This window comes from Paraflavitalea pollutisoli, from assembly GCF_029360705.1.
In the GTDB taxonomy this organism is placed as follows: domain Bacteria; phylum Bacteroidota; class Bacteroidia; order Chitinophagales; family Chitinophagaceae; genus Paraflavitalea; species Paraflavitalea pollutisoli.
This window is the reverse complement of sequence record NZ_JARKMX010000014.1, coordinates 888,085-905,012: the sequence shown is the minus strand read 5'-3', so window position 1 is coordinate 905,012 and position 16,928 is coordinate 888,085. Positions and strand designations below refer to the sequence as shown.

The following is a 16,928-nucleotide window of genomic DNA, read 5'->3' as shown; positions in this document are numbered from 1 at the left end:
CATTTTGCAAAATCAATGGTTTCCAATCTGATAGGGAGATGCAACAAGTAGCGGCCAATCAGGACTGCACAAAACGAACAGGTAGGCACTGGCAGGATGATCACGAAAGCCTGTAAAAGCGGGTAAGCAATTATTGGTATTGGACAGTATAAAATGGTGTTCTGTTAAAAGAATAAGCTAACCGGCTATATATATAGCAGGCATTGATGAGACGAATAATTTTGTGGGACTTTTTCATCTGTATTGTGGGAGGTATCTTAAACTGCTTATCGTTTGTGCTATAGCGTATTTGTTTTATAAGGTGCACAAATCATTATGATGCAGGTTGTAGTAATTGACTTGCTTGTATGCGGCCATTTGTCTTGCTTGTTTTTGGGCATGTACTTAGTGGGAAGTTCGCAAGCGTTCAACGTAGTACTACCTAATCTTTGTTGAAGGAACTGGGCTTCCCGTCTGCTCTTGAGCCTTAACAGTATTGAACAGCTTGACAAATAAAGTCTTACGGTGAAGGTTGTATGTTTTGTTAAACAGATCTAGTTTTATGTTCCTTTTGCACTATATAATCAAATTTACCTATTTTTATAACCGACTACTGACAATACACCTGTATCAGCTAATCCTACCGACACATTGAGGACTTCTGAAAGAAGCGATAACCCGCTAACCCACTGACCTTTGCTGTTGGCTATACAGCATTGTACCCACATAGCCTTGTCCGCACCATACCTGGTTAAAGATTCTGTTTGTGTATCACTGTGCAGTTAAAAAAGTGTTCTCTTTTTTAGCCTGAATATTTATTGTCTTCACTTAAAAACCAAAACATCCCACTATGGAAGGAACTATGGCAGTTATTACTTGCTTTGCCGGTGATTTTGCTCCTAAAGCCTGGGCTTTTTGCAATGGGCAGACGCTGGCCATTGCGCAGAACCAGGCCTTGTTTGCGCTCCTGGGCACCACTTTCGGAGGCAACGGCACTACCTCTTTTATGCTTCCTAATCTACAAAACCGTGCTCCCGTAGGCACCGGACAAGGACCAGGCCTCGGCAATTATACGTTGGGGCAGGCAGGGGGTAGTGCGACCACCACGTTGACCATCGCTAACATGCCTCAACACAACCACAACGGAAATCTTCCGGTATCGCTCCCGTGTAATAACGCCGCAGGCACAGAAGCGTCTCCTGACGGTATGGTGCCCGCCGGTTTTACGCAGGGATATGCAGCAGCGGCTACAGCATCCATCAACATGGCTGCGCCAGCTTATACAACCACGATACAAAATGCAGGTGGTGGGCAGCCGTTCTCCAAAATGCCGCCCTATTTGGGCATGAATTATATCATTTGCCTGCAAGGTATTTTTCCTTCCAGAAACTAATCCGATTACGGATTCAATAACTATCAATTGAACAACTACTAAACATCTGAATATGTTTGTGCAACCATACTTAGCGAATGTGACCATTTTCGCGGGCAATTTTGCTCCTCGCGGCTGGATGTACTGCCGCGGACAATTGCTTTCGATTGCCGAGAATTCGGCACTTTTTGCGCTGATAGGCACCATTTATGGTGGCGACGGGCAGACGACCTTCGCACTTCCTAACCTCAGCAGCCGGGTTGCTGTTCATCCGGGCAGTTCAGTGGTATTGGGGCAAGTTGCCGGAACGGAGAGTGTAACCCTTACCTCGGGACAATTACCTGTTCATACTCATACGGTGATCTCCTTTACAGCACCTATTCCGGCCGCAACCAGTTCAGGTTCCAACACGTGTGCCAATGCAGTACCGGGGCAACCCGCCAGTAATGTGTATGGCGCTTCTGCCGACGGTTTTGGCATGGCTCCGGCCGATCTTGCCATGAACACACCGATTGCAGGCGGTAGCCAACCAGTAAGTTTACTGCCGCCTTATCTGGCCATGAATTACATCATCGCAGTCGAAGGTGTCTTCCCTTCACGCAATTAATCATCCTTCAACACTTACCTTTTCAAACATTCTATATATGGACGGTGTACTTGCTTATGTAACTTTGTTTGCCGGCAATTTCGCTCCCAGAAACTGGGCATTATGTGCCGGTCAGATCGTTCCGATCAGCCAGAATACGGCATTGTTCTCACTCATTGGCACCTATTACGGAGGTAATGGAACGACCACTTTTGCGTTGCCCGACCTCCGTGGACGTATGGTTATAGGCGTAGGACAGGGGCCTGGCCTCTCCGATTACGTGATTGGCCAGTCGGCTGGCACGGAAACCAATACGCTTACAACAGGTCAAATGCCACAGCATGTGCATGCAATGACTGTGAATATTACCCCTGCATCTGCCACCAACGCAACAACCAATAATCCCAATAACTGTATTTATGCACCAGAAGCAGGTGGCGGGCTGGCATTCGCGTCCACAGCCGACGGGCATATGAAACCCTACAATGTACCGCTGAATTCAGGGATTACCGGGCAGACGCAACCTTTTGATAACCACCCCCCATTTTTAGCACTCAATTACATCATTTGTATGGCGGGCGTATTTCCGGCCAGAAATTAACCGTTACCCATAATGCAAAGAACTATGCCTCTAAAGTTTGGATTGCTGCTGCCACGATCTACTGATTATCCTGCCATGGGGTTCGATATGCTGGAAGGATTGCGGGCCGGCTTACAGCAGGTGGGCCTTCCTGATACACAGGTGGTTACGGAGAACATTGGATTTGGAGAGGATGAAAGTGCGAATTATGCAAAAGCAGAAAGGCTGCTGCTGCAGGAAGACGTTCAGGTAATGGTGGCTTATTGTAATGCTGCCAATGCCGCACCACTTTACCAACTGGCGGCTTCTGTGCGACGTCCGTTCATCTTCCTGGATGCTGGCATGCAACTACCCGAGACAGCCATTAATGATTATTGTTATCATATTTCTTTCCAGGGGGCTCATGCCTGTTACCTGTCTGGTCGTCAGTTGGCCAGCCAGTCGCAAAAGGTGCTGATGGCAACTTCTTTCTACGATGGCGGATACAGAGGTCCGTGGAGTTATCATGTCAGTGTAGCTGCATCAGGGGGCGCAGTCTGTGGCAATTATGTCAGCGGATACAAGGTGGCTGAGTTCAGCATCAACGACTACCTCGACATGCTCGATAAAGCGGGTGCCGATTGCGTGGCTGCCTGTTTCAGTACCTATCTCGCGGAATTATTCTTCCAGTCACTAAAAAAAGAAGGAGCTAAGGCAGTCAGTCTGCCATTTTATTGTGCACCCTATATGGCAGAAGAGCAATTGCTCGCGAAATGCGATTTTCCCGGGGGTACTTTCCATGCCTTTGTTCCCTGGGCTTCTACGCTGGACAATGACCAACAGCGAGTGTTTACCAGCGCTATGCACGCTCGTAACAAACAGCCCAACCTCTTTCAGCTTTTTGGTTGGGAGGCCGCCATTATGGGGAGTTATGGCTTAGAGGCCGGGGCGCCTGCGCTCAAGGGATGGCATTACAACAGCCCGAGAGGTGGCGTCACGGTTCACCAGAACACACACCATACTTATGCGCCGCTTTATTACGGTAACATCGTTGCTGGCGAAAATGGCAAATGCGCATTTCGGGTAGTTGAACAACAAGCCGTGGAAGCCTCAGACCATACTTATTATCAGGGCTATGAGAATGAGATGGTAGTCTCAGGATGGCGCAATAACTATTTCTGTATATGACGAGAATAGGCGTTTTGTGCAATGACAGGCTTGCCCTGCCTGCCCTGGCAGCGCTGCTGCAGGCAGGCAGGGTGGTGGCTGTCGGTATGGCCGATATTGCCACAGATATCCGGCCTGTCGTAGAGCAGCTCTGTCGTAATGCACGTGTACCCTGCACCTTTTTTGCTAAAAAAGGCCTGGAAGCAGGACTGTTGGAATGGCTTCACATTCATTCACCGGCCGTTGTACTGGTCAAGACGTTTCCGTGGAAGATTCCTGCGGCTGTTCTTGCAATTCCACCGATGGGTTTTATCAATTTTCACTATGCGCCCTTACCAGGTTGGAGAGGGCCGAACCCATTATTCTGGATAATCCGCCAACAGGTGCCGCAAGGGGGAATCAGCGTTCACCAGATGGATGGATCATTTGATACCGGACCGCTGATCATGCAAGCTCCCATCCCTATTTCTCCGGATATAAGTTTTGGTATGCTAAATACGCAGCTGGCATTTGCCGGACAGCATTTAACGCAGCATTTGCTGCCTTTGCTGGATTCCGGACAAGTCTCCTCCTTTGCGCAAACAGGACCGTCGAATTGGTACCGGAAACCACAGGCCTCCGACCTGGTAATCGATTGGCATACGATGACCGCCTCCAGCATCAAAGCCCTGGTAAAGGCCTGTAACCCGTGGAACAAAGGTGCCGTTACTTCCTGGAATGGCTGGAGCTTTGGCATTACTGAAGCTAGCATCCATCCTGCGGAAGCAGTAAACGAGGCAATACCAGGAACCATCGTCGAAATCTCGGAAGAAAAAGGACTGTTGGTCACCTGTGTTGATAACCTATTGCTGAAGGCGGAGATCGTGTATTGCGAAGAAGGATTTTTTATGGGCCATCAACTGGCTTTGTTTGGCTTGCAAAAGTTGACGAGGCTAGGTGTATTGCCTGTTGCCAGGACAACAGTTGACGCGGGACAGGAACCCGCTATCGCTTGATTCAGAAAACCGTTAAAGAATTATAACATCAAACTTTGCTATGAAAAAGATTTACTTACTGCCTGCGTGGTCATATGCTGCCAGTTGTGGCAGGTTATTCATGATTTTGATAGGTCTCTTAATGGGTGGTGCCGTGCATGCGCAGACCTGGACAAGTGCTTTTGGGGTAGGGTCTGCGCCTGGCGAGTCTACCCGGGGGGTCGCTACAGATGCCAGCGGTAATACCTACTATGTTGGCCAATTTGGAGGTACGCTCAACTTTGACCCGGCAGGTACGCCCGCGGGACAACTTACAGCGGTCAATTCCGACATTGTAGTTGCAAAATATAATGCCAATGGGGCTTTTCAATGGGCCGTCAAAGGCGGTGGATCTACAGGAGATAACGGTGTTGGGATTGCAACGGACGGCACAAATGTTTATATCATAGGTACCATTACAGGCACATCAGCTACATTCGGCAGTATTACGATCAGTACCACTGGTGGTACGGATATTGTGGTGGCTAAACTGAGTGCCTCCTCCGGCACCTGGCTGTGGGCTAAGCCGGTAGGGTCAACTGTCGGTGATGCTGCAAACGCAATCTGTATCGATGGTAGCGGTAATCCATATATCCTGGGTGCATACAACGGATCTATGACATTGGGCAGTACTACGATTTCGCCTACTGGTGGTAGTAGCTCCGATCTGTTTGTGGCAAAGTTTGCTACAGCCGATGGTACGCCATTGTGGCTTAGTGGCGGTGGGTCAACTGCCAGCGGTGACAATGGTAACGGTGGGGGGATATGTTATGTGCCTGCACCCTACAACGAAATTGTAGTAACCGGTAGCTATAATGCCACCGCTGCGACCTATGGTAGCCTGGGAGCGATCGGTAACTCCGGATTAAATGACATCATTGTGCTGGAGATGAACGCCAGTACCGGCGCTTTTCTAAGCGCTGTCAATGTGAGTACAGCAGGAGAGGAAGCGGGATTGAGCATAACCTACGATGTGTACACACAGGATGTGGTCTTTACGGGCTTTTATGATAATTCCGAGATCACTTTTGGAAGCATCACACTGACAGGGGGCAGTGATGATGAAATCTATGTAGCACGGTATAATCTCGATGCCAACGATTTTGCATGGGCGGTAAAACCCAGTGGAGGATCGGATGTGGACCGCGGTAATGCAATTACGAGCAACGGTGTTGGATTACTTGGGCTGACTGGTCAATTCAGAGGGGCAGCTACTTTTGGTACTACTACAATCAACAGCAGTGGTGCCTTTGCCGACCTTTTTGTGGCTGGTCTCTCATCAACAGACGGTACCTGGTTATGGGCAGGTGCTGCTGGTGGTGGCAGCACAACAGTAGATGATATCGGTCGGGGTATCTCTACAGGTGGACCATTGCTGCGATTTGCACTAGCAGGCCAATTTGGAGGCACGGCCATCTTCGGACCTTTTACCCTGACGGCAGCAGGTACTTCCAGTGATTTGTTATTCGCCCAATTTGGTGCTCCGCTGGCCGCTTCTGTATCCGTTGTAAATGCTACCTGTGCCAATGGGTGCGATGGTTCTGCTACCGTGCTGGCTACAGGCGGAGTTGCGCCTTATTTTTATTCGTGGAGTCCTTCCGGCGGCACCGGGGCGACGGCGTCGAACCTATGTGTCGGCAATTATACAGTCACCATCACCGATAATGCCGGTACAATCGTGAACAAACCGGTGGTGATCGGATTACCTCCCACGCAACTGGCTTCCGGTGCAACCTCCAATTTAACCTTTATTGTATCCGGCAATAATACAAACATCTACGACGCATCCTGCAACCTGATTACAAAGTTGGTTCCCAACGGAGCCAATCCAGTGTCTGGTAGCGTATCTGCGAAAGTTTGGATTGACGCATCGGTACAAACCTACACTTATCCCTATGTGCAAAGGCACTACGAAATCACGCCAGCGACCAATGCGGCCACAGCAACAGGGCGGGTTACCCTTTACTTTACCCAGGCAGAGTTTAATACCTTCAATGCCTACCCTGGCTTAATCGCTCTATTGCCTACAGGGCCAGCAGACGCAGCCCGTAAGGCGAATGTTCGCTTTACCAAATTCACAGGTACCAGTAACAATAATACGGGCGCTCCGAGCAGCTATCCGCAAGCAGGCACCTCAGTGATCGATCCCGCCGATGCAGACGTTGTTTGGAATGCCACGGCTAGCCGTTGGGAGATCAGTTTCAATGTGGTTGGATTCAGTGGGTTCTTCCTGCAAACCTCCCTGTTTGCCCTGCCAGTGACCTGGTTGTCGTTAAACGGAGTATTGAATGATGCGGGCAAGGCTACCATCAGCTGGAAAGTGCAGGAACAACAAGTTGCCAATTATAGCGTAGAACGGTCGATCGATGGTGTCCAATATTCGGTCATAGGAAGCCTGGTATCGCAGGGGGATGGAGAACATAGCTATGAATGGGAAGAGTCCATTGCATTGGTAGGTAAGGCTTCTTATCGGGTCAAACAGACTGATATCGATGGCCGCAGCACCTACAGCAAAGTGATTCACCTTCAAAGTGATCGACGTGGATTGGTAAGCTTTTATCCCAACCCCGTCAGAATTACCGCTACACTCAATGTGACTGATAAGGAGCTGATCGGTACTACGGCCATTCTTTATGATGGTACCGGCAGAGCGTTGCAGCGAATCCTGGTCACGCAAAGTGTAACCACGATCTATATGGATAAATACAATAAAGGCGTATATACTTTGCGCCTGAAGGGTGGGCAATCCATCCGGATTGTGAAAGAGTAACAATCTTACGCGTCATAAATCACGAACGCGCCCTGTAAAGGCGCGTTCGTGATTTATAAGATGTATGGTAGTTTTATTTATCCAGCTTCCCCTTTTTTTATACTCATGTATTCTGTAGGTGTAATACCAAATTGCTTGAGGAAGTTTCGTCCAAAATTGTTCTGGGAATTGTAGCCTACCATATCGGCCACCTCATACACTTTGTGTTGCCCGCTGGCTAGCATTTCCGCTGCCTTCTTAAGGCGGGTAATGTTGATGAGTTCATTGGGTGTCAGGTTGGAGATCGCTTTGATCTTCCGGTAAAGGGTAGGGCGGCTCATATTCATAAACCTTGCCAGCTTCTCTACGTCTAGCTCCGTATCATCTAAATGCTGACGGATCGTTTCATTGAGCGATTCGAGGAATTGTTCATCCGCCGAAGAGTAGGCCATGCTCTTAATATGTACCAATGGGGAGTTGGCAAAGTATTCTCTGATCTTTACGCGGTTGCTGATCAGGTTTGCGATCTGCGCCTGCAGGTGCTCGGGTGAAAACGGTTTTTCGATATAGGCATCGGCACCCAGCTTCAGCCCTTCGATTTTCGATTGAAGTGTATTACGTGCCGTCAGCAGGATCACGGGGATATGACTGTAGTCGAAATTGGTCTTGATGAGTCGGCAAAGCTCGAAGCCATCTATTTCTGGCATCATTACATCACTCACGATGAGCTGTACGGCCTCCTGTGCGATGATGGTCAATGCTTCCTGGCCATTGGTGGCTTTTAATACATGGTACTGATCTCCCAGCTCTCCGGCGAGGAATTCGAGGATCTCATCATTGTCGTCTACCAGAAGGATAGTTGGTGTCATAGCAGTAAGGTTATGGTTTTACAGGTTGTTTAGTAGTATCTGTCGATATAGCGACGGCTGAGTTGTCTGACGGTAGCAGTGGAAGTTTTAATACAAAGATGTTCATACTGTTTAAGGGTTCAGAAAGGTACAGTTCTCCCTGGTGTAATTGTGCCAAAGACCGGGCCAAAGCCAGACCGATACCGGTTCCTTTGGTTTTCTCGGCTCTTTTCAGGCGCACGAATGGTTCAAATATTTTCTCTTTCATGTCATCAGGTATCAGACTTCCGTCATTGTGGACCTCGATTATAAAATAATTCTTCGAAGCTTGTGGTAACAACTTCACGTGTACTTGATGAGCGGCGTATTTAACGGCATTGCTGAATAAGTTGCTAAAGATCTTATTCAATGCATCGGCATCAGCCAGGCTATGCAAAGGCTGGGCTGGCATGTACAACGTGAATTGCAGGTTGTGTTGTTCGGCCAACGGTTTGAAATTCGAGTAGGTTTCTTCCAGCAGATCAGAGATATTGACGGGCGTAAAGCTCAGGCTGAAACCGCTTGTCTCCGTTTGCCGAAAGTCAAGCAGTTGATTGGTCAGGTCCACCAGGCGATCTGTATTGCGCTCCATTATGCGCAGGCTATTGTGCAGGTCTGGTACGTCCCCTGCTTTTCGGATCACTTTTTCCAATGGCCCTTTGATCAGCGTTAGCGGCGTGCGTATTTCGTGTGCTACATTGGTAAAGAATTCAATCTTGGATTGGTACAACTCTTTCTCTTTTTCATGTTCCATCAATTCCATCCGGCGTTCATTCTTTTCCTGGATACGCCGGTGATAGTTGCGGACCAGGTTCAGGATGATGCAGGTGATGATTACCGCATAGGCCAGGTAGGCCCAATGACTCAACCACCAGGGGGGGAGTATCTTGATCTGTATCTGCGTCAAAGCGCTGTTCCATGCTCCGGAACTGTTGGCTGCTCTGACCGTGAACGCATAATTGCCTGGGGCCAATCCGGTAAAATAGACCTTACGGTTGGCGGTGAGGTAGGTCCAGTCCCTATCAAGTCCTTCCATCTTATAAGCGTATTCCGTCATCTCCGGGGCTGTATAACTGAGTGCTGCGAAGTCGATGCTGAAGGTGGAAACATCGTAGGGCAGCGTAATCTGCCGGGTTTGTATGATGGATTGTTCCAGCAGATCGCCTGTTTGTCCAATAGGTAACTCTTTGTGATTGACCTGGAAGCCAGTGATGTAAACCGGCGGTACATAGTTGTTGGTCGTAAATTCATCAGGATTGAAGCTGATCAGGCCGCGAACGCTGCCGAAATACATACGACCATCCTTGTCCTTGAACCCCGAACTGTAATTGAACTGATCGCTCAACAGGCCATTGGCACGGGTGTAGACTTTCATACTGCCTGTCAGAGGATCGAGACTGGTAAGCCCCCGCGAAGTGCTTACCCATAGATGACCTTTCCCGTCTTCCAGTGTCTTAAATACGAAATCGCTGGGTAAACCGTCATGTGTCGTATAGCGGCGAAACTGCTTGTTGACCTGGTCGTAGCGGCAGAGGCCACCGCCTTCAGTAGCAAACCAAAGCAACTGCCGGCTGTCTTCGAATACATTGTTGACGATATCGGAGGGTAGGCTGTTGTTGTTGGTCGAATCATGCAACAACTGGCCCCGCACACCAGTCTTCGGATGGTAATAAAGAACGCCATTACCAATAGTCGCCAGCCAGATCATGCCATTGTGGTCTTCTACAATGCTGTAGACAAAATTGTAGCCAGGCGCTTCCGGTACAGTGGTGAAATGATCTCCCGCTCTCACATATCGAAACAGGCCTAAGGGGGTGCCTGCGAGGATCTCGCCCGATCGTAGCTGCTGCAGGGTCAGGATGAAATTTCCTCGGAGACTACTGGCGCCGCCGCCGCCGGCATAATGCCGGATGACTTTGCCTGTCTGGATATCCATCACGTCCAGTCCATGCTCGAAAGTTCCGATCCATAATTCGTTGCCAACTGGTAGTATACCATGAATATTGCTGTACGATATTCCCTGGTGTGTACCATCGGGCAGGTAGTGTGTGACCTTACCGGTTGACTGCTGTAGCTTGTTGAGGCCACCGTCTTCCGTACCGATCCAGAGATTACCGAGCTGGTCAGCGCAAACTTCGCGCACGGCATTGCCACTGATGCTGTTGGCCGTATTGTCGGGATAGTACTTCTGAAAGGAGGAATATTGGTGGGGATAGTAGTTGACGCCGCCAAAATAAGTGCCTGCCCAGATACCTCCTTCGCGGTCGCGGCAAAGCGAATACACGGCATTGTCGGAAATGGAGTAGGGATCATTGAATTTTTTGCGCAGGTTGCTATAAGCGCCTGTTCGCAGGTTGTAAATATATACCCCCGATTCGGTAGCCATCCAGTATTCATCGCCTTCGTAGTGGGCGAAATCCCGCCCATATACTTCCGTTTTGTCGGCATTGTAGGTCAGGATGTCCTTATAGGTGTGCAGGCTGATGTCGAAACATTTGATGCCCTGATTAGAGGTGCCTACCAGGATATATCCCTGGCCCGTATCGAAAATGTCTTCTATCCAATGGGAGGAAGTGGGGCGTGAATGGTCAAACAGATCATACTGTCCATCCACCTGCTGCCGGGCATCATATGATTGTAACTGCCCGTGGTCGGTGGCGGCCCATAATTGTCCTTCCGGGGTAACGCAGATGGCAGATATCTGGGTATTGCCCTTATTGATGAGTTCCGGTATACTATCTTTTGCTTCATTGTACCTGAAGAGCTTCAGGCCTACAATAAACCATAGGTTGCCATTTTTGTCAGAAGTAATGTCGCGTGTATCGGAAAACCGGCTGTTAGGGATATAACTAAAACGCTCTGTAGAGGCATTGTAGCGATAAAGACCTTCCCGGGTGCCGGCCCAAATAACGCCCCGTGAGTCTTCGTGGATGCTGTAGACGAAATTATTACCAAGACTTTGCGGGTCGTTGGGATCGGGACGAAATACCTTAAAGGTAATACCATCGAACCGGTTGACACCGTCTTTGGTGCCAAACCACATGAACCCTTTGCGGTCCTGAACGCTGCAGAAGACGGTATTGTTCGAAAGACCATTCTCCACCTGGTAATGCCGGAAATAATAACCCTGTCCTACAACAGACGGGCAACCAGCAAAGAAGGCAATCGTTATGCAAATGACAGCAAATTTCAAAGCAATAAGTTCGGTTTGCACAAATATAATAAAGTATCGGACCCACCCGGCACTACTCCGGCATATAGATTCCAAGCTGTCGCAACTCCTTTATGCTGTGCAGGTTGCGAACCTGCTAATTCGTATTAGTACTGGGGTTTCAGGCTTTAGGAGTTATTGATTGAGACATTTTGCCGAAACTATGAGACGAATAAAGTCGCTTATGAAATGGATTAATGCAAAATTTACTGACGAATGGTGAACATATTTTGAACAGTAGCGATTGCGCCATTCCATGCAAACGTTTCCATTGATTCACTAACAATTAACTGCCGTATGAAGTGTACGATTAGCTATTCCCTGCCGGGAATGACAGGCTGCCGCATTCCCTGGCCGCAAAAAGGAAAACATCTTTTCCTTCTACTTCTCCTCTCAGTATTTTGTAATCTCTCAAAGGCCCAGGACGGGGCCAGAATCCCGATCACAGGTATCGTCAAAGACACAGTGGGCGTAGGAGCGCCGAACATTACCATTACAGAAAAAGGTACTACCAACGTCGTCGTTAGCGGTGCTGATGGAGCATTCTCCATGACAGTGGCTAATGATAAAGCCGTGCTAGTATTTACCTCCATTGGATTTACTGCCAAAGAGGTGCGTGTAGGATCGCAGAAACAAATAATTGTGGCGCTGGAAAGCGCCAATAAAGACCTTGGTGAAGTAGTCGTTATCGGTTATGGCTCCCGGAAGAAGGAATCCCTTACCGGGGCCATTTCTACGATCACTTCCAAGGATATCGAGAAAGTTCATGGTGGTGCTACCGTCAGCTCGGGGCTCGCGGGAAAAATCCCCGGCGTGAGCTTCCGGATGGCCGATGGACGACCTGGCGCGAGTGCGAATATCCAGATCCGCAACATGGGCAATCCGTTGTTTGTGATCGATGGTATACAGCAGGACGCCGGACAGTTCAATAACCTGGCACCTAATGACATTGAGACCATCACTGTGTTGAAAGACGCCTCGGCGGCCATCTACGGCGTACGTGCTGCCAACGGTGTTGTCGTGGTGACTACCAAACGCGGGCGTACAGGAACGCGCAATACGGTAAATGTAGATGCCTATACTGCGTGGCAAACATGGACCCGTTTCCCTCGCGCCGTCAACAACTCCTACGACTGGATGTTGGGTAAAGCAGAGGCCGAGATGAACCAATTTGGTAGCACGTCCATTACCCAGGATCAGTTGGAGAAATTCAAACAGGGCACCGAGTATGGCTACAAGAGCTTTGACTGGTATGACTATATTATCCAAAAGAATGCGCCCATGTCTTCTATCAATGCGAGCGCAACTGGTGGATCGGACCGCATCAACTACTATTTCTCCGTTACCCGCTTTGATCAGACAGCCGTATTGGGCCGGGAATTCACGTTCGGGCGTACCAATATTCAAAGTAACGTAGAGGCGAAGATTGCCGATGGATTGAAAGTAGGTGTGCAGATCAATGGTCGCATCGAAACACGCGATCAGCCCGGTGTTCCTGGTCAGGATGACTATTGGGCCCCGCGCTTTGCACTGCTGCGCAATACACCCATGGACCGTCCCTATGCCAACGACAATCCACTATACCTGCAGGATATCCGCCACAATGAAACCAACTGGGGCCTGCTCAACAAAGCCAGGTCGGGTTATTGGCGTGAAGACTGGCGCGTATTGCAAACCAACTTCAATGCCGAGTACCAGGTTCCTTATGTAAAAGGACTTTCCGCCCGGGCGCAGTTCTCTTACTACCTGGCCGATAAGGTCATGAACGGCCACGAGTATACCTACGACGCCTACAACTACGATCCGACAACAGATACCTATAAAGTAACTGCGTCAGTAACCAATCCCTGGCGCGAACGTGGTACCAGCAAGGTAATGCGTAATATCTGGCAATGGCAATTGAGCTATAACCGGACTTTTGGTGAACATACTATAGGTGCTACAGCCGTCGCGGAAAAACAGGATATCCGCAACCTCGATTATTACCTGCATGCAGTGCCCAAAACTAACGCCTTACCGTTGATCTATTTCTCTACGATGGATCGCTATGATGACAGAGACGACCGCGAGGCCCGTATCGGTTACATAGGCCGGGTCAACTATAGCTACTCCAACAAATACATTTTTGAGGCTTCGGTACGTCGCGACGCATCCTGGAAATTTGCACCGGACAGAAGGGTAGGTTACTTCCCCTATGTATCGGGCGCCTGGAGATTGTCTGAAGAGAATTTCTTCAACAAGGTAGCCGGTAGCAATTCTGTGATCTCCGACTTCAAAATAAGGGCCTCCTGGGGTATCACAGGGGATGATGACGTAGGTATCGGTCCATTTGACTACCTGTCTGGGTATAACTACAATGCAGGTATCGCCATCCTTAGTGGGTCAGCGCTGATCACCTCTGTGAACCGTGGTGAGCCAATCAAGAACATCACCTGGTATAAGAGTAAGATCACTGATATCGGAGCCGATTTCGCCCTGTTCAACAACGCTCTGCGCGGTTCGGTGGACTATTTCTATCGTCTCCGGTCTGGTCTTCGTGGTCAGAAATACGATATCCTGTTGCCTGAAGAGCTTGGATATGGATTACCTGATGAAAACGTACGTGATGAATCGCAAACCGGTTTCGAAGCTTCATTGGCTTACACAGGCAAAATGGGGAACCTGAATTACACGGTAAGTGGCAACGGTATGATCTCCCGTGGCAAATTCGTGAAATCGTACAAGCCACGCTGGAACAATTCCTGGGATCACTTCCGCAATTCTGGCAATACAAGCCCTGACCGTTACCGCGATATATTCTGGGGATATGTTTCTCAGGGTCAATTCCAGACACAGGAGCAAATCAATAACCACCCGGTAGATCAGGACGGGCAAGGCAATAAGACCTTGTTGCCCGGCGATATCATCTATGAAGATATTAATGGTGATGGACGCATTACTGGATACGACGAAAGGCCGATCGGTTATACCACTGGCGGACAGCCCAACATCACCTTCGGTTTCAGCATCGGTTTGCAGTACAAGGGAGTAGACTTCACTGCTGACTTCTCTGGTGGTGGTATGTACGCCTGGAACCAGAACTGGGAGCAAAGGTGGCCTTTCCAAAATGAGGGTGCGCTTAACCTGATGCTGACCGATCGCTGGCGCCATGAAAATCCTTTTGACCTCAACAGTAAATGGATTCCCGGAAAATACCCGGCCTTCCGATACAACAATGGTGGTCATAGCAACTATCGCAACAGTACCTATTGGTTGCACAATGTAACTTATATCCGTGCGCGTACTATTGAAGTAGGTTATGCTATTCCAAAGAATCTTCTGAACAGGGTTAAGGTACAAAGAGCAAGATTCTACGTGAATGTATACAACCTGTTCTCGATCGATAACCTGAATAAATACGGTATCGATCCTGAGGTAATCGATGACAATGGTCTGCAGTATCCGCAGAGCCGTGTGGTGAATGTAGGCGTAAACCTTTCCTTATAATCTAACACTTGCGCTCAATGAAAAAGTTAATAACGATCACTTATATAGCACTGGCAACTTCTATGACCGGTTGTCTGAAAGACGACGCTTTCCTCAATAAACAACCTACCAACCTGTTCAGTGAAGAACAAATGTGGAGTGATCCATCATTGGCACTTTCGCTGTTGGGTAACTTGTACAATCGCTATTGGGATATGGAGTCAGTTGAGGATTGGGCCAGCATGGTTAATCTTAACGATGCTTTTCCTTCTGATAACGGTCAGTATGGACGTGTCACCAATTCAGAATGGGGTTACGGTGATTGGGGTACCTGGGACTATGGTTATGTACGTGACATGAACCTGTTTATTAAGAAATGTGCAGCGGCTACCAAGATCAATGAGGCTGATCGTAACCGCCTCGGCGCAGAAGCCCGCTTTCTGCGTGCCTCTTACTATTTTGAAATGGCGAAACGAATGGGCGGGGTACCGTTGATCCTGGAACCTGAGCAATATGACTTCAGCGGGGATCCTTCCTACCTCCAACACCCTCGTGCCAAAGAACATGAGATCTATGATTTCGTGATCAGCGAGGCGGAGGCCATCAAGGATCTGGTGCCTACCAATATCGGCGAAAAATCAAGAGCTACAAAAGGTGCCGTGTTGGCCATGCAGGCAAGAGCGGCTTTGTATGCCGGATCCATAGCGAAGTACGGCGCTACCACACCGCAGGTGGCCCTGCCTGGGCTGGAAGTAAGCATTCCTGGTGAAAAAGCCAATGGTTACTATCAGAAAGCGTTGCAGGCAGCCAAAGACCTGCTGGAAGGCAAAGCAGGCGCCTATGCCTTGTATAATAAAAAGCCAGACCTGTCTGAGAATTTTGCAGCCCTGTTCTATGATAAGTCGAACAACAACGAAGTGATCTTCGTGGAAGACTACAAGTTGCAGAGCGGTAAAGTGCACGGGTTCACGCTTGTCAACCAGCCACGCTATACAGCGGAAGAGCAGGAAGGCGGCCGCCTCAACCCTTCACTCAACCTGGTACAGCAATTCGAGAAGTTGGACAACACGTTTGCGCCGCTGCCCACAAAAAGCGGGAGCAACTATATCTACTACACGACGCCGACTGAGATCTTTGCGGGACGTGATGCGCGCCTTGCTGGCACTGTGATACTGCCTGGCACTACTTTTAAAGGAAAAGGGGTAGACATCTGGGCTGGATTGCAACTGGCAAATGGTACAGTCGTAACATCGGACCTGCCCGGTGGAACCCAAAAGGTAAACAATGTAGATGTACAGGCAGTTGGTTATGATGGTCCTATCAATGGTTATCAATTCAGCGCCCAAACCGGTTTCTATGTCCGTAAATATATGGACCCTTCTGTGGGATCTGGCCAGCGTGGCGTAAACAGCGAAGTTTGGTTTGTTCGTTACCGTCTTGGAGAGATCTACCTGATCGCTGCAGAGGCTGCCTTTGAATTGAATGATAAAGCGGCAGCAGCTGGTTACCTGAATACGGTGCGCGCAAGAGCAGGCCTTACCATGCCGCTTGTTGCAGGAGATGTCACGTTCGATCGCATCGTTCATGAGCGTAGGGTAGAGCTGGCTTTTGAGGGACAGTACCTGTTCGATATGAAGCGTTGGCGACTGGCACATATTGTATGGGATGGGAATGCGATTTCCGCGTCGGATCTTACGGCCAACCTGGGTGTGGCTACCAAACGCAATACGCAGCCCTGGGGACTATGGCCTTACAAGATCCATGATCCCGGTGGACCCAACCATGCGAAGTATATTTTCAAAGAAGTATTACCCAATCGCGTGACGGCTTCCGACCGTTTCAGACTTGGAAATTATTATTCCTTTATTGGGGATAACGTGATCAACCGCAATCCGAAGATCGTACGTAATCCCAATCAATAGGATAGCCAACCCAATACT

Annotated in this window: 10 protein-coding genes; 8 read left to right on the top strand and 2 right to left on the bottom strand. The window is 49.1% G+C overall.

Annotated elements, in window-relative coordinates:
* Window positions 1-829 precede the first annotated feature (829 nt).
* From P2W70_RS33960 to P2W70_RS33935, 6 genes are read left to right on the top strand one after another with little or no spacing between them, the layout of a single operon-like run.
* Window positions 830-1,372, top strand: coding sequence for a phage tail protein (locus P2W70_RS33960; protein WP_276486074.1), 543 nt, complete (start codon window positions 830-832; stop codon window positions 1,370-1,372).
* 52 nt (window positions 1,373-1,424) lie between these two features.
* Complete coding sequence (locus P2W70_RS33955) at window positions 1,425-1,958, top strand: phage tail protein (RefSeq protein ID WP_276486073.1); 534 nt, start codon at window positions 1,425-1,427, stop codon at window positions 1,956-1,958.
* Window positions 1,959-1,995: 37 nt separating this feature from the next.
* Window positions 1,996-2,538, top strand: coding sequence for a phage tail protein (locus P2W70_RS33950; RefSeq protein ID WP_276486072.1), 543 nt, complete (start codon window positions 1,996-1,998; stop codon window positions 2,536-2,538).
* A 12-nt stretch (window positions 2,539-2,550) separates the two neighbouring features.
* Window positions 2,551-3,684, top strand: coding sequence for an ABC transporter substrate-binding protein (locus P2W70_RS33945; protein ID WP_276486071.1), 1,134 nt, complete (start codon window positions 2,551-2,553; stop codon window positions 3,682-3,684).
* Window positions 3,681-4,658 (top strand): methionyl-tRNA formyltransferase, encoded by a 978-nt coding sequence (locus P2W70_RS33940; RefSeq protein ID WP_276486070.1) that lies wholly within the window; start codon window positions 3,681-3,683, stop codon window positions 4,656-4,658. The genes P2W70_RS33945 and P2W70_RS33940 overlap by 4 nt, the downstream gene beginning before the upstream one ends.
* 40 nt (window positions 4,659-4,698) lie before the next feature.
* A complete protein-coding gene (locus tag P2W70_RS33935; RefSeq protein ID WP_276486069.1) occupies window positions 4,699-7,446 on the top strand; it encodes a T9SS type A sorting domain-containing protein in 2,748 nt (915 codons plus the stop codon).
* Window positions 7,447-7,523: 77 nt separating this feature from the next.
* Here P2W70_RS33935 and P2W70_RS33930 read toward each other — a convergent pair whose 3' ends face one another.
* Together P2W70_RS33930 and P2W70_RS33925 are read right to left on the bottom strand one after the other, a co-directional pair.
* On the bottom strand, window positions 7,524-8,294 hold the full coding sequence (locus tag P2W70_RS33930) for a response regulator transcription factor (protein ID WP_276486068.1): 771 nt from the start codon (window positions 8,292-8,294) through the stop codon (window positions 7,524-7,526).
* Window positions 8,295-8,304: 10 nt separating this feature from the next.
* The gene (locus P2W70_RS33925; protein ID WP_276486067.1) at window positions 8,305-11,505 is read right to left on the bottom strand and encodes a ligand-binding sensor domain-containing protein; all 3,201 of its coding nucleotides are present in this window, start codon (window positions 11,503-11,505) and stop codon (window positions 8,305-8,307) included.
* Between the two features lie 315 nt (window positions 11,506-11,820).
* Here P2W70_RS33925 and P2W70_RS33920 point away from each other — a divergent pair, with 315 nt between their 5' ends.
* Window positions 11,821-15,009, top strand: coding sequence for a SusC/RagA family TonB-linked outer membrane protein (locus P2W70_RS33920; RefSeq protein ID WP_276486065.1), 3,189 nt, complete (start codon window positions 11,821-11,823; stop codon window positions 15,007-15,009).
* A gap of 17 nt (window positions 15,010-15,026) precedes the next feature.
* Entirely contained in the window at window positions 15,027-16,910 is a 1,884-nt protein-coding gene (locus tag P2W70_RS33915; RefSeq protein ID WP_276486063.1) for a RagB/SusD family nutrient uptake outer membrane protein, read from the top strand.
* The last annotated feature ends 18 nt before the right edge of the window (window positions 16,911-16,928 follow it).